This is a genomic window from Nocardiopsis oceanisediminis (assembly GCF_048595525.1).
Taxonomy (GTDB): domain Bacteria; phylum Actinomycetota; class Actinomycetes; order Streptosporangiales; family Streptosporangiaceae; genus Nocardiopsis_A; species Nocardiopsis_A oceanisediminis.
Genome location: NZ_JAFMZJ010000001.1, coordinates 3,779,905 through 3,799,362, shown reverse-complemented (window position 1 = coordinate 3,799,362; position 19,458 = coordinate 3,779,905). Strand labels below are relative to the sequence as shown.

The 19,458-nt window shown below is 77.8% G+C and carries 18 protein-coding genes; 5 read left to right on the top strand and 13 right to left on the bottom strand.

Annotation, left to right across the window (positions count from 1 at the left end):
• Window positions 1-65: 65 nt before the first annotated feature.
• Window positions 66-1,241, top strand: a complete 1,176-nt coding sequence (locus J0910_RS16990) for a cytochrome P450 family protein (protein WP_420159499.1) — start codon at window positions 66-68, stop codon at window positions 1,239-1,241.
• 359 nt (window positions 1,242-1,600) lie between these two features.
• Here J0910_RS16990 and J0910_RS16985 read toward each other — a convergent pair whose 3' ends face one another.
• The 9 genes from J0910_RS16985 to mftA all read right to left on the bottom strand — a co-directional run bounded on the left by J0910_RS16985 (window position 1,601) and on the right by mftA (window position 12,024).
• Window positions 1,601-2,476 (bottom strand): mycofactocin-associated electron transfer flavoprotein beta subunit, encoded by an 876-nt coding sequence (locus J0910_RS16985; RefSeq protein ID WP_420159498.1) that lies wholly within the window; start codon window positions 2,474-2,476, stop codon window positions 1,601-1,603.
• Between the two features lie 3 nt (window positions 2,477-2,479).
• Complete coding sequence (locus J0910_RS16980; protein ID WP_017593152.1) at window positions 2,480-2,800, bottom strand: ferredoxin family protein; 321 nt, start codon at window positions 2,798-2,800, stop codon at window positions 2,480-2,482.
• Window positions 2,787-4,223: an FAD-dependent oxidoreductase gene (locus tag J0910_RS16975; RefSeq protein ID WP_420159497.1), complete on the bottom strand. Its 1,437-nt coding sequence runs from the start codon at window positions 4,221-4,223 to the stop codon at window positions 2,787-2,789. Before J0910_RS16975 ends, J0910_RS16980 begins: the two co-directional genes overlap by 14 nt.
• Window positions 4,224-4,758: 535 nt before the next feature.
• A complete protein-coding gene (locus tag J0910_RS16970) occupies window positions 4,759-5,952 on the bottom strand; it encodes an FAD-binding protein (RefSeq protein WP_420159496.1) in 1,194 nt (397 codons plus the stop codon).
• Window positions 5,949-7,943, bottom strand: coding sequence for a mycofactocin system FadH/OYE family oxidoreductase 2 (locus J0910_RS16965; protein ID WP_420159495.1), 1,995 nt, complete (start codon window positions 7,941-7,943; stop codon window positions 5,949-5,951). Before J0910_RS16965 ends, J0910_RS16970 begins: the two co-directional genes overlap by 4 nt.
• Before the next feature lie 208 nt (window positions 7,944-8,151).
• Window positions 8,152-10,272 (bottom strand): mycofactocin system FadH/OYE family oxidoreductase 1, encoded by a 2,121-nt coding sequence (locus J0910_RS16960; RefSeq protein ID WP_420159494.1) that lies wholly within the window; start codon window positions 10,270-10,272, stop codon window positions 8,152-8,154.
• A gap of 3 nt (window positions 10,273-10,275) precedes the next feature.
• A complete protein-coding gene (gene mftC / locus J0910_RS16955) occupies window positions 10,276-11,526 on the bottom strand; it encodes a mycofactocin radical SAM maturase (protein WP_420159493.1) in 1,251 nt (416 codons plus the stop codon).
• A gap of 45 nt (window positions 11,527-11,571) precedes the next feature.
• Complete coding sequence (gene mftB, locus J0910_RS16950) at window positions 11,572-11,880, bottom strand: mycofactocin biosynthesis chaperone MftB (protein WP_420159492.1); 309 nt, start codon at window positions 11,878-11,880, stop codon at window positions 11,572-11,574.
• A gap of 9 nt (window positions 11,881-11,889) precedes the next feature.
• Window positions 11,890-12,024, bottom strand: a complete 135-nt coding sequence (gene mftA / locus J0910_RS16945) for a mycofactocin precursor MftA (RefSeq protein ID WP_420159491.1) — start codon at window positions 12,022-12,024, stop codon at window positions 11,890-11,892.
• A 94-nt stretch (window positions 12,025-12,118) separates the two neighbouring features.
• Here mftA and mftR point away from each other — a divergent pair, with 94 nt between their 5' ends.
• Window positions 12,119-12,775, top strand: a complete 657-nt coding sequence (gene mftR / locus J0910_RS16940; protein WP_420159490.1) for a mycofactocin system transcriptional regulator — start codon at window positions 12,119-12,121, stop codon at window positions 12,773-12,775.
• A gap of 192 nt (window positions 12,776-12,967) precedes the next feature.
• Window positions 12,968-13,552 (top strand): Uma2 family endonuclease, encoded by a 585-nt coding sequence (locus J0910_RS16935; protein ID WP_420159489.1) that lies wholly within the window; start codon window positions 12,968-12,970, stop codon window positions 13,550-13,552.
• A gap of 62 nt (window positions 13,553-13,614) precedes the next feature.
• Here J0910_RS16935 and J0910_RS16930 read toward each other — a convergent pair whose 3' ends face one another.
• The 3 genes from J0910_RS16930 to J0910_RS16920 all read right to left on the bottom strand — a co-directional run bounded on the left by J0910_RS16930 (window position 13,615) and on the right by J0910_RS16920 (window position 16,559).
• Window positions 13,615-14,547 carry an MBL fold metallo-hydrolase gene (locus J0910_RS16930; protein ID WP_420159488.1) on the bottom strand — a complete coding sequence of 311 codons (933 nt, stop codon included), beginning with the start codon at window positions 14,545-14,547 and terminating at the stop codon, window positions 13,615-13,617.
• Between the two features lie 217 nt (window positions 14,548-14,764).
• Window positions 14,765-16,006 (bottom strand): cytochrome P450 family protein, encoded by a 1,242-nt coding sequence (locus J0910_RS16925; RefSeq protein ID WP_420159487.1) that lies wholly within the window; start codon window positions 16,004-16,006, stop codon window positions 14,765-14,767.
• Between the two features lie 127 nt (window positions 16,007-16,133).
• A complete protein-coding gene (locus J0910_RS16920) occupies window positions 16,134-16,559 on the bottom strand; it encodes an ArsI/CadI family heavy metal resistance metalloenzyme (protein WP_420159486.1) in 426 nt (141 codons plus the stop codon).
• A 92-nt stretch (window positions 16,560-16,651) separates the two neighbouring features.
• Between J0910_RS16920 and J0910_RS16915 the strand changes: the two genes are divergently transcribed.
• Window positions 16,652-17,029, top strand: coding sequence for an ArsR/SmtB family transcription factor (locus J0910_RS16915; protein WP_420159485.1), 378 nt, complete (start codon window positions 16,652-16,654; stop codon window positions 17,027-17,029).
• Between the two features lie 207 nt (window positions 17,030-17,236).
• Window positions 17,237-18,439, top strand: coding sequence for an MFS transporter (locus J0910_RS16910; protein WP_420162013.1), 1,203 nt, complete (start codon window positions 17,237-17,239; stop codon window positions 18,437-18,439).
• 82 nt (window positions 18,440-18,521) lie between these two features.
• On the opposite strand, the gene J0910_RS16905 is transcribed toward J0910_RS16910, so the two are convergent.
• A complete protein-coding gene (locus J0910_RS16905) occupies window positions 18,522-19,226 on the bottom strand; it encodes an SOS response-associated peptidase (protein ID WP_420159484.1) in 705 nt (234 codons plus the stop codon).
• Window positions 19,227-19,458 lie beyond the last annotated feature (232 nt).

Here is a 19,458-nt window from a genome sequence, read left to right as displayed (position 1 = left end):
GGCCCCGACGCCCGAGCCTCCGCCCCCGGGCGGCGCGGCCGCCCTCCGAAGAAAGGCGAGCAGCGATGACCGCATTGCTCCCGCACACCGCCCCCCAGGCCCCGGTCGACCCGTTCGCACCCGGGGAGCGGGGGATCGCCGAACCCCACCCCGCCCGCGCGGCGCTGCGCGCGGCCGGGCCGATCGTGCAGGCCGAGGCGCCCGCCGGCGGCCCGGCCTGGATCGTCACCGACGGCGCCCTCGCCCGGCGGGTCCTGCGCCACCCGCACATCGTCAAGGACCCGGCGCGCGCCCCCGCCCACTGGGACCGGCGCACCGCAGGCCTGGAGCCGACCGCCGCCGAGCAGCCCTCGCTCACCACCCTGGACGGCCCGCCGCACACGCGGCTGCGCCGGGCGCACACCCCGCTGTTCGGCGCCGACCGGGAGGCCGCCTGGGAGGAGCGGATCACCGAACTGGCCAGGGAGATGCTCACCGGCCTGGCCGCCGCCGGCGGCACCGTCGACCTGGCCGCCGACTTCACCACCCGGTTCCCGCTCACCGTCGTCTGCGACCTCATCGGCGTGCCGCCGGACCGGATCGACGAGGCCATCGCCGCCTGCCGCGGCATGCACGCCGACGACCCCGCCGAAGCGGCGGCGGCGATGGAGGCCTTCAACGGGCTGGCCGCCGCAGCGCTCGACGGCGACCGGGGCGGCTTCGCCGCCGAACTGCGCGAAACCGTCCGCGGCACGGGCGCCGAGGCCGACCTGCGCTACCTGCTCTTCACCCTGATCTTCGCCGGGCAGCTCACCACCGACCCGTCGATGGGGTACCTGATCGCGCACCTGCTCGCCGACGCACCGGACGGGCCCGCCGCCGGCTCCACGGCGGAGGAGGCCGCCGCCGAGGTGCTCAACCGGCACGCGCCCGCGCCGTTCTCGCTCTGGCGGTTCACCGACCGCGAGGTGGAGCTCGCCGGGGTGCGGCTGCCGGCCGGCGCCCCGGTCCTGGTGGACATCCTGGGCATCAACACCGGGCCCGGCGCGCGGGTCGGAGCCGACCTGGCCTTCGGGGCCGGCCCGCACTACTGCACCGGGGCCCGCCTGGCCCGCGCCGAGCTGGTCGCACTGGCCCGGGTGCTCCGCACTGAGCTGCCCGGCGCCCGGCTGGCGGTGCCCTTCACCGAGCTGCGCCAGACCGACTTCGGCGGCATCCGGGGCAGCAGGCTCACCGCGCTGCCGGTCCGGCTGCGCGGCTGAGCGGCCGCCGGGGCGGCCACCCGCCCGCGGCGGCCCCGGCGCCGCCCCGCTGGACCGCCGCCCGGGAGGGGCGGGCGGCAGGGCGCTCTTCCGGCAGGCGCCGCCCTTCTCCACGCCGGCGGCCCGGCACCCCGGGGCATCGGTCCGATGAGGACCCGGGGGCACCGCCCCCGGGGCCGCACACCGCGGCGGCGCCCACGGAGAACCGCACCGGCCGCCGCCCGGGGCGCCCGCCGTTCCGCCGCCGGGGCCGCCGCTCCTCCCGGCCCCTGCGGCGCGGTGGAAGGGCGGCCGGGGCCGGGGAGCGCGGCCGCACACCGGGGCCCGTGCCTTCCGCCGGCGGTCCGGGCGGAGCCCCCTCAGCCCTCCGGATCCGGCAGGTGGCCGTGCCGGCGGAGGAACGCCAGCAGCGCGTCGGCGGCCTCCGCCGCGCCCAGCGGGCCCAGCACGGTGGGGCGCTCGCGGCGCTCCAGGGCGCCGGTCAGCGCGAGGATGCGCCGGTGCGCGCCGCCCTGCGGGGGCGGCACCGGGCGGGTGCGCGGGCGGGCCGGGCCCGCCGACACCGCGCGCACCCGCTCCCGGGGCTCCGGGGCCCGGACCACCGGGACCGGGGCCCCGGCCGCCGCCAGCGCCGCGGCCAGCGGGGCGCGGCGCAGCTCCGCCCCGGCGCCCTCCACCGAGCAGACCGCGGGCAGCGGCACGTCCAGGACCTCGCGGCGGCCGCGGTCCAGGCGGCGGACCGCGGTGAGGCCGCCGCCCGGCGCTCCGCCGGACAGGGCCAGTGAGACCAGCCCCAGCGCCTGGGCGGAGCCCAGCCGGTGGGCCAGGAACGCGGGCAGCGACCCGGGGGCGTCGGCCGGCCCGGCCCCGCACAGCACCAGGTCGGGCCGGTCCCCGCCGCCGGTCAGCGCGCCGGCCAGGGCCTCGGCGGTGTGCGCCTCGTACTCGGCGTCCTCCGGCCGCTCCGGCGGGCGGTCCACGCGGAGCACCCCGGCGCCCAGCGCGGCGGCCTCGCGCAGCGCCGCGTCGTGGCCGGCCGGGCCGGCGGCCACCGCCAGCAGCCGCGGCGCGCCGCCGCCCTCCCGCACCCCGTCGGCCAGGCGCAGGGCCAGCTCCAGGGCGGCGGCGTCGCCGGGGGAGAGACGGGAGGCCCGCCCGTCGGTGCGGACCTCGCCGGTGAGCGGGTCGACGTCGGGCAGCGGGTCTGCGGGGGAGAGCACCGCGGCGATCAGCACCGCTCACCCCTTCCGGAACACGACGCCGCGGCCGCCGTCGGGGTAGCCCCAGCTGATCGCGCCCGCCTCGTTGCAGACCAGGTAGCAGGTGCCGCACTCGAAGCAGTGCTCGTAGTTGAAGAGCACGCCGCCGTCGGCGGTGGGCGAGAACAGGTCCGCCGGGCAGGCGGTGACGCACGGCTTGGTGGTGCACGACCGGCACACCCGGGTGTCCACGGTGATGTGCGGCCGGGCGCCGACGTCGAAGTCGACGGTGGCCATCCGGTCGGCCAGCGACGGCTCCTCGGCGGGCGGCAGCGGGCGGGGGCGGTCAGCGGAAGACACGGGCGACCCTCCAGGCGTCGGCGGCGAGGTGGTGCAGGCGGACCCCGTTGGCCCGCGCCGCGCGGAGCAGCAGCCGGGCCAGCCCCGGCTTGGGCGCGGGGTTGTCCACGGTGAACGCGGCCTGGGCCAGGTCGGCGGCGAGCCCGGGGTAGCGCTGCTGCACCCGGGGGGAGAGCACCAGCCCGGGGGCGCCGCGCAGCCGCGCGTGGTCGGCCAGGACGAACGAGGAGCGCAGGGCGCGCTCGTAGCGGGCCAGCCCGCGGCGGCCGGTGTCGCCCAGCTCCAAGGCCTCTGCGGCGGCGCGCCCGGCCGCCAGCCCGGCGCCGATGGCGAAGTTGACGCCCTCCAGCCAGATCCCGGCGGCCAGCGTCATCCCGGCGGCGTCCCCCGCGACCAGGATGCCGTCGCCGTACAGCCGGGGCATGTGCCGGTACCCGCCCTCGGGCACCAGGTGCGCGGCGTACTCCTTGACCGTGCCGCCGCGCAGGTAGGGGGCGATGGCGGGGTGCCGCTTGATCCCGTCGACGACCTCCTCGGGGCGCCTCCCGGAGGAGGCCAGGCCCTCCACCGAGAGCACCGCGCCCACCGCCACCGTCTCGGCGTTGGTGTACAGGAACCCGCCGCCCGGTATGCCGCCGGTGCAGCCCAGCATCTCGAAGTCGGCGCCCTCGTCGCCGCTGAGCCCGAACCGCTGGTCGATGGCGTCCCGGGGCAGCGCGATCACCTCCTTGACGCCCAGCGCGACGTGCCGGGCGCGCGGCCCCGGGTGCAGGCCGGCCTCCCGGGCCAGCAGCGAGTTCACCCCGTCGCAGGCGATCACCACCCGGGCCGCCAGGTCGCCGCCGGGCCGGTCGGTGCGCACCCCGGCGACCCGCCCGCCGGGCCCGCGCAGCAGGCCGGTGGCGGTGGTGGAGGCGACCAGCCGCGCGCCGGCCCGCACCGCCTCCCCGGCCAGCCAGGAGTCGAAGTCGGCGCGGTAGGCGGTGGCGCCGTTGCCGGGCGGCCGCCCCCAGGCCGGGGCGCGCACGTCCACCGAGACGGCGCGCTCCCCGGAGAGCATCACCGTGGAGCGGCGCACCACCCACCGCTGCACGGGCGCCTCCTCGCGCCAGTCCGGCAGCACCCCGTCCAGGACGCGCGGGTAGATCACCCCGCCATAGACGTTCTTCGCCCCGGGGAAGGGGCCGCGCTCCAGCAGCACCACGGAGCGCCCCGCCCGGGCCAGCTCCAGCGCGGCGGCCGCCCCGGCCGGGCCGGCCCCCACCACCACCGCGTCGACCGCGCCCGCCCCGGGGCCGGGCTCCGGCTCCCGGACGCCGCGCAGCACCGGGCGGCCGCCGGACGGCCCGCCCGCGCCCGCCGGGCCCTCCGCTCCGGGGCCGGCGGGCGCGGTCCGGCCGTCGTCTGCACTCGGTGAGGTCATCGGCGACTCCGGAGAAGGGAAGGGAGGAGGGAGGCATGGGCGGCCCCTGGCGGCGCGCCGCCGAACGGGGCGGGAAGGGCTCGCGCGGGGCCCCCGGGGGACGGGCACCGCATCGGGGGAGGGGAGGGGCGGCGGGTGCGGCGGCCCTCCCGTGCGCAGGGGAGGGCCGCCCGCCGCCCGCGCGTCCCCGGGGCCGCCCTCCCCTGCGCACGGGGACGCACCCCTCCGATGGGCCCCGGCCGGCGGCCGGTCCGCGCCGGGGCCGGGGAGCAGGGGAGCCGGACAGGGCCGCGGGCCCGCCCCGCCGCCCGCACCGGGCCTTCCGCCTCGGGCGAGGGCGGCGCCCCCAAGGGCGGCACCGGTCCGCCCAGCGCTCCGGGCCGGCCGGGCGGAAGCGGCCGGTGCGCCCGGAACCGGCACGGGGCGAGGCCACCGGGCCCCGGCCGGCGGGACTCCGGAGCGCCGCCGGGGAGGGGAGCGGGGAGAGGAGCGGCCCGAAGCGGTGCGGGGGCGCAGGGCGGGCGCGGGACGGGCGTCACGGGTCGGCCACCCCCAGCCGGGCGGCGAGCTCGGCGAGCAGGGCGCGGGCGTCGGTGACCAGGCCCAGGTCGGCCATGGCGGTCATCGGGCAGGCCGGGTCGGTGTTGACGCTGACCACGTGGCGCGGGGCGCCCAGGCCGCCGGTGTGCTGGGCGGCACCGGAGATGCCGAACGCCAGGTAGAGGTCGGGGTCGACGGCGGCGCCGGTGGTGCCGATCTGGCGGTGCGCCTCGGCCCACCCCGCGTCGGTGGCGACCCGGGTGGCGCCGTGCGCCGCGCTCAGAGCCGCGGCGACCCGCCCCAGCAGCGCGAACGCCTCCCTGGCCGCCCGGGCTCCGTCGGCCCCGGCGGCCAGGCCCGCGCCGCCCGCCGCGACCCGCGCCGCCTCCGCCAGGTCCGCGGTGCCCGGGTCGGGCGCGCGCACTTCGACGGTGCGGGCCTCCGCCGGACCCGGCCCTGAACCGGGCCCGTCCAGCCGCACCGGTTCCGGGACGGTGGACCGGGCAGGGGGAGCGGGGTCGGCGGACGCGGGAGCCGGGCCGGTGGCGATGGCCGCTCCGGAGGCGGGAGTCGGCCCGGAGGCGGGAGCGGAGCCGGTGGGAACGGCCGCTCTGGGAGCAGGAGCCGAGCCGGTGGAGACGGCCGCTTCGGGGGCGGAGAGCGGGCCGGTCGGGCCGGTCGGGGCGGACCGGCAGCCGGGCAGCAGGGTGGCGACGGCGGGCGCGTCGGCCTCGGCCCGCACCGCGACCCGGCCGCCGGCCCGGAGCAGCTCGGCCGCGACCGCCTCCGGGGCGCCGTCCGCCCCGGTGACCAGGCCGACCCGGGAGGCCGCCGCCAGCAGCGGCCGGTCCAGCGCAGCGGCGAGCCGCGGGGCCAGGTCGCGCCCGTCCGGCGAGGCGGGCAGCAGCACCAGCGGCGCCGCCTCCAGCGCGGCGGCGAGCACCGGGGCGAGCGCGGCCGGGGCGATGCCCTCACCGGTCTCCCGGTAGAAGGTGCGGCCGGGGCGGAACGCGGCGAGCTCCCGCGCCCCCTCCCGGGCCCCGGAGCCGACCACCAGGACGTCGCCGGCGGCCTCGGCGGCGGTTTCGGCCGCCCCCAGCGGGGGTAGCCCGCCACGTACGACGATCAGCGCGACCGGATCCCCGCTGGGCCATTGGCCCGGTTTCGCGGCGGTTTCGGTGCCAGTCACAGTGCCATCACCGCCCGGTGGCCCTCGATCACCGCGGAATGGGCCCTTCTCGGTGCCAGGCAGTCACCGACCCGGTGCACATCGAAGCGCGCACCGGAAGCGGGGCCGGCCCGCCGCAGCTCGGTCCAGAGCGCGTCGTCGGGGCGCTGGTGCACCGCGCAGACCACCCAGTCGACCGACCGGGTCTCCTCGGCCCCGGTGGGGTGGTGCTGCAACCGGAGCAGTACCCCGCCGCCCTCGGCCCGCTCGGCGCCGGTGCAGATCCGGTCGGTGCTCCACACCGTGCCCGCCGCGTGCGCCTTCACCGCCGCCGCCTCCAGGTCCAGGGTGACGCCGAGGTCCTGGCCGACCGACATCGCCGGGGTGACGACCTCCACCGCGCAGCCGCGGTCGGCGAGCAGCTCGGCCACCGACGCGGCCTGGTGGAACCCCAGCTCGTCGAAGACCACCACCCGGCCGCGCGGCTCCGCCGCGCCGCCCAGCACGTCGCGCACGTCCACCACCCGCGGATGGCCGCCGGCCCACCACGGCGCCTGCGGCACCGCCCCGGTGGCCAGCACCACCGCGTCCGGCCGCTCGGCCAGCAGCATCCCGGCGTCGGCCTCGACGCCGGTGCGCAGCTCGGCGCCGTACCGGGCGGCCTCGGCGGCGAGGTTGCGGACCAGATCGAGCAGTTCGGCGCGGGAGGGCACCGAGGCGGCCGGAACGATCTGCCCGCCGGTCCGCCGCTCCCGCTCGTACAGCAGCACCCGGTGGCCGCGCCGGGCCGCGCTCGCCGCCGCCTGCAGGCCGCCCGGCCCGCCGCCGACCACCAGCACCCTGCGGCCCCGGCGGCGCGGCGCGGGCAGCGGCACCGGGCCCCGCTCCGCCTCCCGCCCGGCCTCGGGGTTCTCGATGCAGCCCAGCCACCGGTTGAGCCCCATCCGCCCGACGCACTCCTGATTGCAGGAGAGGCAGGTGCGGATCTCGGACGCCCGCCCGGTGCGGGCCTTGGCCGCGAACTCGGGGTCGGCGATCTGGCCGCGCACCACCCCGATCAGGTCGGCCTGCCCGGCGGCCAGCGCCCTGTCGGCCTGGAGCGGGTCCTTGAACCGGCCCACCCCCACCACCGGCAGCTCCACCGCCTCCCGGATCGCGCTGGGGACGTACATCGCGTACCCCGGCGGGACCTGCATGCTCGCCTCGATCATGTGCAGCGTCGAGGTGGCGGAGCCGATGGAGGTGTTGATGTAGTCCGCGGCGCCGGTCGCCTCGACCATGCGGGCGGTGCGCACCGCCTCCTCCAGCACGGTGCCGCCCTCGATCAGCTCGTCCCCGCACAGCCGCACGCCCAGCGCCAGGTCCGGGCCGATCGCCTCGCGCACCGCCCGGACCAGCTCCAGCAGCAGCCGGGCCCGGTTCTCCAGCGGGCCGCCCCACCGGTCGGTCCGCCGGTTGGCCGCCGGGGAGAGGAACCCGCGCACGATGGAGGAGTGCGAGCACTGCAGCTCCACCCCGTCGAAACCGCCCAGGGCGCAGTGCCGCGCGGTGCGCGCGTACCCCTCGACGATCTCGGCGATCTCGTGCTCCTCGACCGCCTTGGGCACCTCCCGGAACAGCGGGTCCGGCACCGGGCTGGGCGCCCACACCGGCAGCCTGGTGTACATCGAGGAGGCCTGGCCGCCGTTGTGGTTGAGCTGCGCGAGAACCGGAACCCCGTGCGCGTGCACCGCCCGGGTGATCCGCCGGTAGCCCTCCACCACCGCCGGGTCGAAGCCCCGGATCAGCTTCTCGTAGGGGTGGTCGGTGGGGTGGGTGGAGTGCTCCTCGGTGATGATCAGCCCCGCCCCGCCGGCCGCCCGCGCCGCGTAGTAGGCGGCGTGCCGGTCCGTGGGCGCGCCCTCCTCGGCGTAGTTGGTGAGGTGGGCGCAGAACACGATCCGGTTGGCCAGGGTGAGCGGCCCGACCCGCAGCGGGGTGAACAGGTGCCGGTAGGTGCGGGCCGGGCTCATCGCGGACCCCCTCCCGGGTGCGGCGCGCCGCACCGTCCGCACCGCCGCGCCCCGCGCACCGGGGCCGGCGGGTGGAGCGGGCCGCCGTGGACCGGGACCGCCTTTCCGCCGCCTTCACCGCGCGGGCGGGGGCCGTCCCCGTGCCGGAGGGAGGGGCGGGCCTCGCGCACCGGGGCGCTCGTGCGGGGCGGGCCGCCGTGGAGCGGGCTCATCGGGGTGCCCCTTCCGCCGCTCCGGCCGTTTCCGGTGTGCCGATCGGGGCGGCGGCCCCGGGCGGCGGCAGGGTGGCGGGCCCCGCCGCGCCGGCCAGGGCCAGCGCGGTGCGCCGGCCCTCCAGGACCGCCTCCAGCACGGTGCGCGGGGCCACCGCGTCGCCGCACCTCGGCAGGTCCGGGCGGTGCAGGTGGAGCGCGTCCTCCGGCAGCCGGGGGCCGCAGTCGACCACGGCCGCGCAGCCGACCTCGCGGCGGGCCGCCGTCCACACGTCGCGCAGCACCGCGCGCCCGCCGCCGGCCGACTCCAGCCGGCAGCGGAGCTCGCGGACGACGCCCGCGCGCTGCAGCCGCCCGTTGGCGTCGGCCAGGTCCCCGGTGGGCGCGAGCAGCCGCCCGGCGACGGTGTCCGGGGTGGCCAGCCGGACCTCGCGGCCCCGCGCGGCGAACAGCTCCGCCGCGGCCACCCCCACCGGGCCGCCGACCGGGTCGTGCACCAGCAGCGCCCCGCCGGCCGGCAGCAGCCCCGGCCGGGCCACCGCCTCGGCGATGTCGAACACCGGCACGCCGCCGGTGTCCGCGCCGAGCGGCGCGGCCCGCGAACCGGTGGCCAGCACCGCGCGGCCGCCGCCGTCCAGCACCGCGTCCAGGTCGGCGGCGGTGGCCTCGGTCCCGGTCTCCAGCCGCACCCCCAGCCGCTGGCACTCCGACTCCAGCCAGTCCGCCAGCAGCCCCAGCCGCGTCCGCCCGGCGACCGGGGCGCCGGGCGGGGCTCCGGCCCGGAGGGCCTCCTCCGGGTCCAGCGCCGCCGCGGTGCGCAGCATCCCGCCGAGCCGCCTGGTCCGCTCGACCAGCCGCACCCGCAGCCCGCGCCCGGCGAGCACCCGGGCGCACTCCAGCCCGGCCGGGCCGCCGCCGACCACCAGGACCTCCCCCAGGGGGCCTCCGGCGCCGCCGCCCGGCACCGCGCGGCCCGCCGGGGCGGGCGGCCGGGACCCGTCGGGCTCCGGATCGGGGTCCTCCCGCTCGTGGCCGCTGCGCGGATCGCCGACGCAGGAGACCGGCGGGTTGCGGTCGTCGCGCACCTGGCAGGCCTGGTTGCACAGCACGCACGGGCGGATCCGCCCCGGCTCGCCGGCGCGCACCAGCGCGACCAGCCGGGCGTCGGCGATCTGCGCCCGCACCATCTCCACCAGGTCGGCGGCGCCCGCGTCCAGCGCGGCCTGCGCCTGGGCCGGGTCGACCACGCTGCCCTGCAGGGAGACCAGGGCGCGGCCGCGGGCGGCCCGGCGCATCGCCGCGCACAGCTCCAGGTTGAACCCGGGCGGGGTGTGCGCGTCGGGGCGCAGCGCGCGCGGGGCCATCGGGCCGGCGCGCACCACCGTCAGCAGGTCGGCCCGGGGCGCCAGCAGCCGCACCTGGCCGGCGGCCTGCTCGGGGGTGGTGCCCGCCCAGGGCGCCAGCTCGTCGCAGGACATCCGGAGCGCCAGCACCCGGTCGCCGCCGATCGCGGCGCGCACCGCGTCCAGCACCCGGCGGGTCAGCAGCAGCCGGTCGGCCCCGTAGGCGTCCTCGCGCAGGTTGCTCAGCCCGGACTGGAACTGGCGCAGCAGCGAGTACCCGCCGGCGTCCACCTCCACCCCGTCGGCCCCCGCCTCGCAGGCCGCCGCGGCCGCCGCGGCGAACCCCGCCACCACCGCGTCGATCTGCTCCTTCTCCATCGCGGCCGGCATCTCCCGGGACACCACGTCGGCGACCGGGGAGGGCGCCCACAGCACGTGCTGGGAGTGGGCGCTGGAGCCCTGCGCGCCGGCGTGCCCCAGCCCCGCCAGCACCAGCGCCCCGTGCGGGCGGCAGGCCGCGGCGATCCGCCGCCACCCCGGCGCGCACGCCGAGGCCAGCGGCGCGTACGCGTAGGGGTGGTCGTCCGGGGCGACCGACGCGGTCTCGGTGACGATCACCCCGGCCCCGCCCTCGGCCCGCCGCCGGTAGTAGGCGGTGTGCCGGTCGGACAGGGCGCGGCCCCGGCCCAGGTTGGTCTCGTGCGCGCCGAAGACCACCCGGGAGGGGGCGGTGCGCCCGGCCAGCGCGACGGGGTCGGTCAGCAGCGGCGGCACGGGTCAGGCCTCCGGGGCGGCGGGGGAGAAACCGGCCAGCGGGCTCTCGTCGCACGGCGCGGCGGGCGGGGCCGCCGTCGCCTCCGGGGGCCGGCGGCCGATGGAGACCGGCACCGGCCCGGCGCGGCGCGGCCGGGTGCGGTGCGAGTGGTCGCAGGAGGGGGCCGGCGCCGACCCCGGCGGGACCCCGGCCAGCGCCGCCGCGCCGTGCCCCTTGACGCACTCCGGGTCGGGGCCGTCCAGCGGCAGACCGGTGAAGAACTTGGCCGCCATGCACCCGCCCCGGCAGGCGCCGTAGGCGTCGCAGGAGGAGCAGGCGCCGCCGTCCTGCGGCCGGCGCAGCTCGGCGAAGAGCCCGGAGCCGCGCCACACCGCGGCGAAGCCGCCCGGGCCGCGCACCGACCCGGCGCGGAACCGGTCGTGGATGGCGAACGGGCAGGCGTAGACGTCGCCCACCGGGTCGATGAGGCAGACCACCCGGCCCGCGCCGCACAGGTTGAGGCCGGGCAGGGCGCGCCCGTAGGCGGACAGGTGGAAGAAGGAGTCCCCGGTGAGCACCTCCTCGCCGTGCTCGGTCAGCCAGTCGTAGAGCGCGCGCTGCTGGCCGGCGGTGGGGTGCAGCTCGTCCCAGACGTCGGCGCCGCGCCCGGCGGGGCGCAGCCGGGTCAGCCGCAGCCGGGCGCCGTGCTCGTCGGCGATCCGCTTGAACGCGTCCAGCTGCCCGGCGTTGTGCCGGGTCACCACCACCGACAGCTTGGGCTCGGCCAGGCCGGCGCCGGCCAGCGCGCCCAGGGCGCGCATCGCGGTGGCGTAGGAGCCGGGGCCGCGCACGGCGTCGTTGACCTCCGGGGTGGCGCCGTCCAGCGAGACCTGCACGTCCACGTAGCCGTCGGCGGCCAGCCGGCGGGCGGCCGCCGGGGTGATCCGCACGCCGTTGGTGGAGAACTTGACGCCGACCCCGCTGCCGGTGGCGTAGGAGACCAGCTCGAAGAAGTCGGGGCGCACGGTCGGCTCGCCGCCGCCGATGTTGACGTAGAAGACCTGCATCCGGCGGAGCTCGTCGATGACGGCGCGGGCCTCGGCGGTGTCCAGCTCGCGCGGGTCGCGCCGCCCGGAGCTGGACAGGCAGTGCACGCAGGAGAGGTTGCAGGCGTAGGTCAGTTCCCAGGTCAGGCAGATGGGGGCGTCCAGGCCGCGCTGGAAGTGGTCGACCAGCCGGGTGCCGGACGCCGGGGCCTCGGAGGGCTGTGCCACGGCGGTCCTCGCGGTGCGTCGGGGGCGGGAGGGAGGGCGGCGGGGTCAGGGGTCCCCGTCGCGGGGCACGAGCATGCCGCCGGCGGCCAGCGCCGCCAGCGCCCGCTCGTAGCGGGGCAGCAGGCCGGCGGGGACGCCCGCGTGCTCGCAGGCGGCGCGGGCGCTGGGCCGCTCGCCCAGGGCGCGCACCACGTCGAGCAGCAGGCGGTCCTTGAGGAAGGAGAGCCGCCGGGTGTCGAAGTGGTAGAGCAGCGCGCCGAAGGGCTCGGGGCGCACGGAGACCCGGGGGTGCAGCGCCCAGGCCCGGCCGGGGTCGAACCCGGAGGGGCCGGGAGGGGCGGGGGCGGGCTGCACGGCGGCCGCCTAGTAGACGCCGCACATGCCGTCGATGGACACGTCCTCGACGAGCAGCTCGTCGTCGAGCAGGGCGGAGTCCTCGGCGGACGCGCCGCGGGCCGCGTCGTCGTCGGGGGAGGAGGCGGTCGACTCGGGGCTCATGGGGCTCCCTTCGCAAGGGGGCGCGCGGACGCGCCCGTTGTGATCCGCGCCACTGCCCGTACCATAATGGCACCGAGTGCCGAAAGGAAGGGCCATGGCGGAGACGATCCCGGCCCCCGCCGCGGAGCCCGCCCGCGCCGGCCGCCGCCGCTCCACCTCCCGGGCGGCCCTGGAGCGGGTCGCCCTGGAGCTGTTCGACCGGGACGGGTTCGAGCACACCACCGTCGACGACATCGCGGCCGCCGCCGGCATCGGCCGCCGCACCTTCTTCCGCTACTACGCGTCCAAGAACGACGCGGTCTGGGGCGAGTTCGACCTGGAGGCGCTCCGCGCCCGGCTGGAGGCGCACGGCCCCGAGGTCCCGATGATGGACGCGGTCCGCGCCGCGGTCCTGGAGTTCAACCGGGTCGGCCCCGAGGAGGCGCCCCGGCACCGCCGCCGGATGGAGCTGATCCTGCGCGTCCCCGCGCTGCAGGCGCACTCCACCCTCAAGTACGCCGAGTGGCGCTCGGTCATCGAGGGGTTCGCCGCCCGCCGCACCGGCGAGCCCCCCGGCTCCCTGCTGCCCCGCCTGATCGGCTCGGCGGTGCTGGGCGCCTGCATCGCCGCCTACGAGCAGTGGCTCGACGACGGCGGGGCCGACCTGCAGGAGCTCCTCGACCGGGCACTGCGCGAACTGGCCGCGGGCTTCGGGCGCCCGGACCTGGGCGCCCCGCCTCCCCCGGCGCCGGGGGACCGCCCCCGGGCATAGGGGCGGCCCGGCGCGCGGCGGGGGCGGCGATCGCGAGCGCCCGGAGGCGGCCGAGGACCACCCGCTCTCCCCGGGCCGCACCTCCCCGTCCGCCCCCGCCCGGGGCGAGGAGGCGGTGCGCCGCCGCGGCGGCGCCCGGGAAGCGCAAGGCGAAGCACTGCATTCGTTCTTCACGGGGGTTACTCTGATGCCATGTCCGAGCCCATTCCTGACCGGCCGATCCCTCCGGACGGGGGATTCACCGCCGAGGAATTCCTGCGAATGCAAGGACTTCCTCCGCATACGCAGTTGATCGACGGCGGTCTCATCTTCGTGAGTCCGCGAAGGAAATGGCATGCCTCGGTCACCGGGTTCCTCTGGGCCGAACTCGATGCCCAGGCCCCCGACGGCCACCGGGCCGACCGGGAGATGGCGGTCCGGCTCGACCGGCACCAGGTTCCCGAACCGGATGTCCTCGTGGTCAGCGCCGAGGCGTTCGAGCGGGAGGCGCCGGACACCCATTACCTTCCTCCGGATCTCCTGCTCGCGGTCGAAGCCGTTTCACCGGACTCCGTCGACCGGGACAGGGACACCAAGCCCTACAAATACGCCCGTGCCGGAATTCCGCATTTCTGGCGGGTGGAGAACGAGGGCGGTCGCACCGTCGTCTACACCTATCAGCTGGATCCGGCATCAAAGGGATACGGCCTCACCGGGATACACCACGGGCGGCTCAAGACCGATGCGCCGTTCCCGGTCGTCATCGACCTCGACGCCGTCCGCGCGAAGCGGGGCTGAACGGATTCGAGCGGGCCCGGTCGGCCGAACCGGCCGGGCCCGCTCGGCTCGCCCGGACCGGTTCAGGCCTCGCAGTGCAGCGGCCCGCCGGAATAGGTGAGCGTGTCGGCGAAGGCCGCCCCCATGTCCATCTCCACCCCGTCCGCGTCGGCGTAGACCCGGTGCAGGTTGAGCACGATCCGCTCGGCGTCCGGCCAGTCGGCGAACTCGCCCAGGTCGGTCTCGCGGGCGGCCTGCAGCGGGGTGAGTCCGCCGGCCCGGCCCCGGTCGGCGGCGCGCTGCACCAGGTCGTAGTAGCGGGCCTGCTCCTCCAGGCAGCGGCGCACCCCGCCGGGGCCGTCGGGCAGCGGGCCGTGGCCGGGCACGACCGCCTCGGCGCCGAACGCCGCCATCCAGTCCAGCGCGCGCCGGGCGCCGTCCAGCGAGCCCATGAAGATCAGCGGGGTGACCCGGTTGAACACCAGGTCGCCGGTGAACAGGGCCTTCTCCGCGGGCAGCCACACCACCGCGTCGCCGGGGGTGTGCGCGGTCTCGCCGGGGTGGTGCACCTCCACCCGGCGCCGGCCCAGGTGGACCGCGAGCGAATCGCGGAAGGTGAGCGACGGCGGCCGGAGCACCGCGTCGCTCCAGTCCGGCATCGGCTCCCAGAGCCGCGGGGTGCCGGAGAAGAACGGGTCGGCGAGGACGCCGTCGCGCGCCTTCTCCTGGGCGGCGATCAGGGCGGACTCCGGCAGCAGGTGGTTGCCGTAGGTGTGGTCGCCGTGCTGGTGGGTGTTGACCGCGAGGCGGACCGGCGCGCCGCCGGTCGCCGCCGCCGCGGCGTCCAGGAACCGGCGGGTCCGCTCCGAGGAGACGCAGGTGTCCACCACCAGGGCCTCGCCGCTGTGGTCGGCGGTGACCAGCCCGGCGTTGTTCACCCACCAGCCGCCCTCGGGCTGCACCCAGGCATGGGCGCCCGGGGCGACCTCCACCAGCGTCGCGTCGTCCGCGTTCAACCGGAACCCCCTGTGCTCCCGGCCCCGGACCGGGGCCGCCCTTCATCACCGAGGGCAGTTTGGCGCATCCCGACCGTGTTCGTCGAGGCCGATCCCGTACGCACGGCCGGGCCTCCGCCGGCGGGCGCGCCCTCCCCGCTCCTCCCTCCGCCCGGGCCGCCTCCCGTGCGGCGGGCGGGGAGCGGGGAGGGCCGCCTCCTCCCTCTCCCCGGCCGGGTCAGCGGGGCGTGAAGCGCACCGGCAGGCTGGTCGGTCCGCGCATGAGCCCCGCGGAGATCCACGGCGTGGGCCGCTCCGGGTCGGCGAGCTCCAGGTCGGGCAGGCGCTCCAGCACCGAGCGCAGCCCGATCTCGCCCTCGGCGCGGGCCAGCGGAGCCCCCAGGCAGTAGTGGATCCCGTGGCCGAAGCTCAGGTGGCGGGCGTCGCCGCGGGTGACGTCCAGGCCGGTGCCGCCGCCGGGGGAGGCGCCGTGGTTGGCCGAGCCCAGGGCGATGGTCACCGGCTCCCCCTTGCGGATCAGCTCCCCGCCCAGCCGCACGTCCTCGGCGGCGAACCGCCCGGGGGTGTACTCCACCGGCGCGTCGCGCCGCAGGAACTCCTCCACCGCGCCGGGCAGCAGGCCGGGGTCCGCGCGGAGCAGGTCGGCCTGGGCGGGGTCGCGCAGCAGCGCCTCCAGTGCGCTGCCCAGCAGGTTCACCGTGGTCTCGTGCCCGGCGATCACCAGCAGCGCCCCGGTGCCCAGCAGCTCCTCGTCGGAGAGCCGCCCGTCGTCCTCGTCGCGCACCCGGATCAGCGCGCTGAACAGGGCCTCGTCCGGTTCGCGCCGCTTCTCCTCCAGCAGCTCGGCGAGGTAGCCGCGGAGCCGCGCCATCCCCTCGTAGGTGTCGGTCCCCGGCTCGTTGCCCAGGGCCTGGTCGGACCAGTGCTGGAATTCGGCGCGCCGCTCCTCGGGCACCCCGAGCAGCTCGGAGATGACCGCCATGGGCAGCACCCGGGTGTAGGACCTCACCAGGTCGGTCTCGCCGAGCGGGGCGATGCCGTCCAGCAGCCCGTCGCAGATCTCCTGGATGCGCGGGCGCAGCCGGACCGCGCTGCGCGGGGTGAACGCGCCCGCGACGAGCTTGCGCAGCCGGGTGTGGTCCGGCGGGTCGGCGGTGAGCATGTTGCCCGCGAACAGGACGTCGCGCGCGTAGTCCTCGGCGGAGACCAGGCCGGCGCGGACCGGGTCCTTCACCAGCATGGGGTGGTTCAGCGCCTCCCGGGCGAGCGCCGGGTCGACCACCACCCATCCGGTGAACCCGTCGATGAACCGGCCGCGGTGCAGCGGCGCCGTGCGGCGCAGCTCCGCGAAGCGCGCGGGGGAGTCGGCCTTGAAGTCGGGCCCGTCGAAGAGCGGGAGCCCCTCCGGCGGAGCGGCGTGCTCTCGGTCGGCGCCTTGCCCGGTGACTGGATCGGTCATGGATCCTCCATGGTGAAGTCCTCCCGGCCGCCGCTCTTTCCACCGACCCTAGGCGCCCTTGCGCGGAGGCCGCGGCCGCCCCCGCACTACCGGCGGGGAGGGCCTGCGGCGCGGGCTCCGCCGCTGCTCAGCCGCAGCAGCCCGCGGCCCCGGCGGCCGGGACGTCCCCGGTCCCGCCGCGCCGGTCGCTGTCGGCCTTGACCGCGTACACCTCCCACGGCTCGCGGCCGGGGCCGTGCACCCACACCTTGTCCTGCACCGCGTAGCAGCAGGAGGTGTCGCTTTCCTCGAACGCGGCCAGGCCCGCCTCCTTGAGGCGGTCGGCGGCGGCGTCGACCTGCCCGGTGGTCTCCACCTCCACGCCGAGGTGGTCCAGGCGGGTGTCCTGGCCGGGCTCGCCCTCGATGAGGACGAGCTTGAGCGGGGGCTCCGCGACGGCGAAGTTGGCGTATCCGGGGCGGCGCTTGGCCGGCCCGACGCCGAAGAGCCGGGAGTAGAAGGCCACCGAGGCTTCGATGTCGGCGACGTTGAGGGCCAGCTGGACGCGGGACATGGGATCTCCTCCGGGTCTTGGATCGATGTTCATCGATACAGCGCTGCACGCCCAGCATTGCCCTCTGGATCGAGATTTGTCAATATAGATGCATGTCGAATCAAGAGGTCGGAGCCCCCGACCCCCGAGGGGCCGCCGCGGACTGCTGCCCCGGCCTGCTGGCCGGCCCGCTGGACGAGGGCGAAGCGGCCGAGCTGGCCCGGGTCTTCAAGGCGCTGGGCGACCCGGTGCGGCTGCGGCTGCTGTCGATGATCGCCTCCCGCGACGGCGGCGAGGTGTGCGTGTGCGACCTGACCCCCGCCTTCGACCTGGCCCAGCCCACCGTCTCCCACCACCTCAGGCTGCTGCGCGAGGCCGGCCTCATCGCCTCCGAGCGGCGCGGGACCTGGGTGTACTACCGGCTGCTGCCCGAGGCGACCGACCGCCTGGCCGCGATCCTCACCCGCCGCACCGCCCCGGCGCCGACCTGACCGCGCCCGCGCGGTGCGCGCGGCCCCCCGAACCGGCTGAAACGGGTTGACAACGCAGGTCAGCGGGGTGCGGAGCAAGGCGCGACATCACTCACAGAACCGGGGACGCCGATCCGGAAAGAACACCGCGCCGCTCCGCGTTGTCGGCTCTTCGGGGCGCGGCGCGCCCCGAAGACCCGTGGAACCGTCCCGAGAATGGGGAGCACCTTGCCCATCGCGCTGCTCGCTCTGGCCCTGGGGGGCTTCGGCATCGGCACGACCGAGTTCGTGGCGATGGGCATCCTGCCCGAAGTCGCGGAGGCCTTCGGGGTCTCCATCCCGACCGCCGGATACATGATCTCCGGCTACGCGCTGGGCGTGGTGGTCGGCGCACCGGTGCTGGCCGCCGCGGGCGCCCGGCTGGACCGCAAGCACCTGCTGATCGGCCTGATGGCCGCCTTCACCCTGGGCAACCTGGCCTCGGCGCTGGCCCCCACCTTCGAGGCGCTGCTGGCGGCCCGCTTCCTCACCGCACTGCCGCACGGCACCTTCTTCGGCATCGGCGCGGTGGTCGCCGCCTCGCTGGTGCCGGCGACCAAGCGCGCCCAGGCGGTCTCGCTGATGATCGCCGGGCTGACCGTGGCCAACATCGTCGGCGTGCCGCTGGGCACCGCCGTCTCGCACGCCTTCGGCTGGCGCAGCACCTACCTGCTGGTCACCCTGGTCGGCGCGGCCACCCTGCTGGCGCTGATCGCCTGGGTCCCCTCGCAGAAGCCCAGGGCCGGCGCCTCGGTCCGCGCCGAGCTCGGCGCGCTCCGCCGCGGCCAGGTCTGGCTGGCCCTCGCGGTCGGCGCCGTCGGCTTCGGCGGCATGTTCGCCTCCTACAGCTACATCTCGCCGATGATGACCGAGGTCGCCGGGTTCGGCCCCGGCGCGGTCACCCTCATCCTCGCCGTCTACGGCGTCGGCATGACCGCCGGGAACCTGGTCGGCGGCCGCGCCGCGGACCGGGCGCTGATGCCCACCATGTACGCCTGCATGGCCGCCATCGCGGCGGTGCTCCTGCTGCTGCACGCGGTGGCCCCGTACAAGATCCCCGCGGTGGCCGTGGTGTTCCTGCTCGGCTTCGCGGGCAGCGCGCTGATCCCCTCGCTGCAGATGCGGCTGATGAACGCCGCCGCCGACGCGCCGTCCCTGGCGGCCGCGCTCAACCACGCCGCCCTCAACACCGCCAACGCCGCCGGCGCCTGGCTCGGCGGCCTGGTCATCGCCGCCGGGTACGGCTACACCGCGCCCAACGTCCTGGGTGCCGGGCTGGCCGTCATCGGACTGGCCCTGGCCCTGCTCTCCGGTCTGCTCGACCGCCGGGCCAAGGCCCCGGCGGCGCCGGGCGGGGCCGCCGGGGCCGAGCCGGCCGAGGCGCGCGGCTGAGCCGGGCACCGGCCCCCGCGGGAGCCGGGGAGGACGGCGCCTCCCCGGCTCCCGCCGCCCGGCCGGCTCCGCCGGCCTCGTATCAGCCGACCTCGTAGAGCAGCCCCGGGGTGTTGTTGCGCGGCGACCCCACGGCGGTGGTCACCTTGCGCGGCACCAGCTCGGGGTCGGGCACCGCATCGATCATCTCGTTGACCCGCGCCTTCCCGGTGGCCGCGGGGTCGAGCCAGTCGCCGACCATGTCCGGCGGCAGGATCACCGGGGCGCGGTCGTGGATGAAGCCGAGCGAGTCGGTCGCCGGCCGGGTGAGGATCGTGCAGGTCCACACCCAGTGCGCCGGGTCCTCCTCGGGCACGTCCGGGTCGGGCCACCGCTCGTACAGGCCCGCCAGCGGGAGCACCTCCTCCTCCGGGCCGTGCAGGTAATAGGGGATCTTCCGGCCGCTCTCGGTCTTCTGCCACTCGTAGTAGCCGTCGGCCGGGACCACGCACCGCCGCTTGGTCGCCGCCGAGCGGAACGACGGCTTCTCGGTGGCCGTCTCCGACCGCGCGTTGATCAGCCGCGACGCCATCTTGCGGTCCTTGGCCCACACCGGCAGCAGCCCCCAGCGCACATTGCGCATCCGCCGCACCGGCCCGCCGTCGGCCGCCTCCTCGGTGACGATCCGCACCGCCTGGGTCGGGGCGATGTTGTAGGACGGGGCCAGCTCCTCGCCGACCCGCTCCTCCACACCGAACAGCGGCAGGAGCTCGTAGTCCTTCCGGGCGCTCACGAAACGGCCGCACATGGGTGGTCCCTCCCCGAGAGCCGCGCACCCCGGGCGGGCGCGCCGCTGTCCTCCATGGTCGCACTGGGCCCCCTGCCTAACAGGCGGCACCGACAGACCGGGACGGCATACTCCCCGGTGCCCGGCCCTCGCCCCCGGGAGGAACCGTGCGGGAGGCCGCCCCGGAACCCGGCTCGGGCGTTCGAACACCCGCCCGGGCGGCTGTTCGAACGCCCGCCGGTGCGCATCGGCG

Excerpts from the sequence above, each read along its gene's own strand:
- J0910_RS16920 (WP_420159486.1), bottom strand. The coding sequence starts at position 16,559 with ATGTCCCGCGTCCAGCTGGCCCTCAACGTCGCCGACATCGAAGCCTCG.
- J0910_RS16915 (WP_420159485.1), top strand. The coding sequence starts at position 16,652 with ATGTCGAATCAAGAGGTCGGAGCCCCCGACCCCCGAGGGGCCGCCGCG.
- J0910_RS16990 (WP_420159499.1), top strand. The coding sequence starts at position 66 with ATGACCGCATTGCTCCCGCACACCGCCCCCCAGGCCCCGGTCGACCCG.
- mftA (WP_420159491.1), bottom strand. The coding sequence starts at position 12,024 with ATGAGCCCCGAGTCGACCGCCTCCTCCCCCGACGACGACGCGGCCCGC.
- J0910_RS16965 (WP_420159495.1), bottom strand. The coding sequence starts at position 7,943 with ATGAGCCCGGCCCGCACCTACCGGCACCTGTTCACCCCGCTGCGGGTC.
- J0910_RS16905 (WP_420159484.1), bottom strand. The coding sequence starts at position 19,226 with ATGTGCGGCCGTTTCGTGAGCGCCCGGAAGGACTACGAGCTCCTGCCG.
- mftR (WP_420159490.1), top strand. The coding sequence starts at position 12,119 with ATGGCGGAGACGATCCCGGCCCCCGCCGCGGAGCCCGCCCGCGCCGGC.
- J0910_RS16935 (WP_420159489.1), top strand. The coding sequence starts at position 12,968 with ATGTCCGAGCCCATTCCTGACCGGCCGATCCCTCCGGACGGGGGATTC.
- J0910_RS16975 (WP_420159497.1), bottom strand. The coding sequence starts at position 4,223 with ATGACCTCACCGAGTGCAGACGACGGCCGGACCGCGCCCGCCGGCCCC.
- J0910_RS16925 (WP_420159487.1), bottom strand. The coding sequence starts at position 16,006 with ATGACCGATCCAGTCACCGGGCAAGGCGCCGACCGAGAGCACGCCGCT.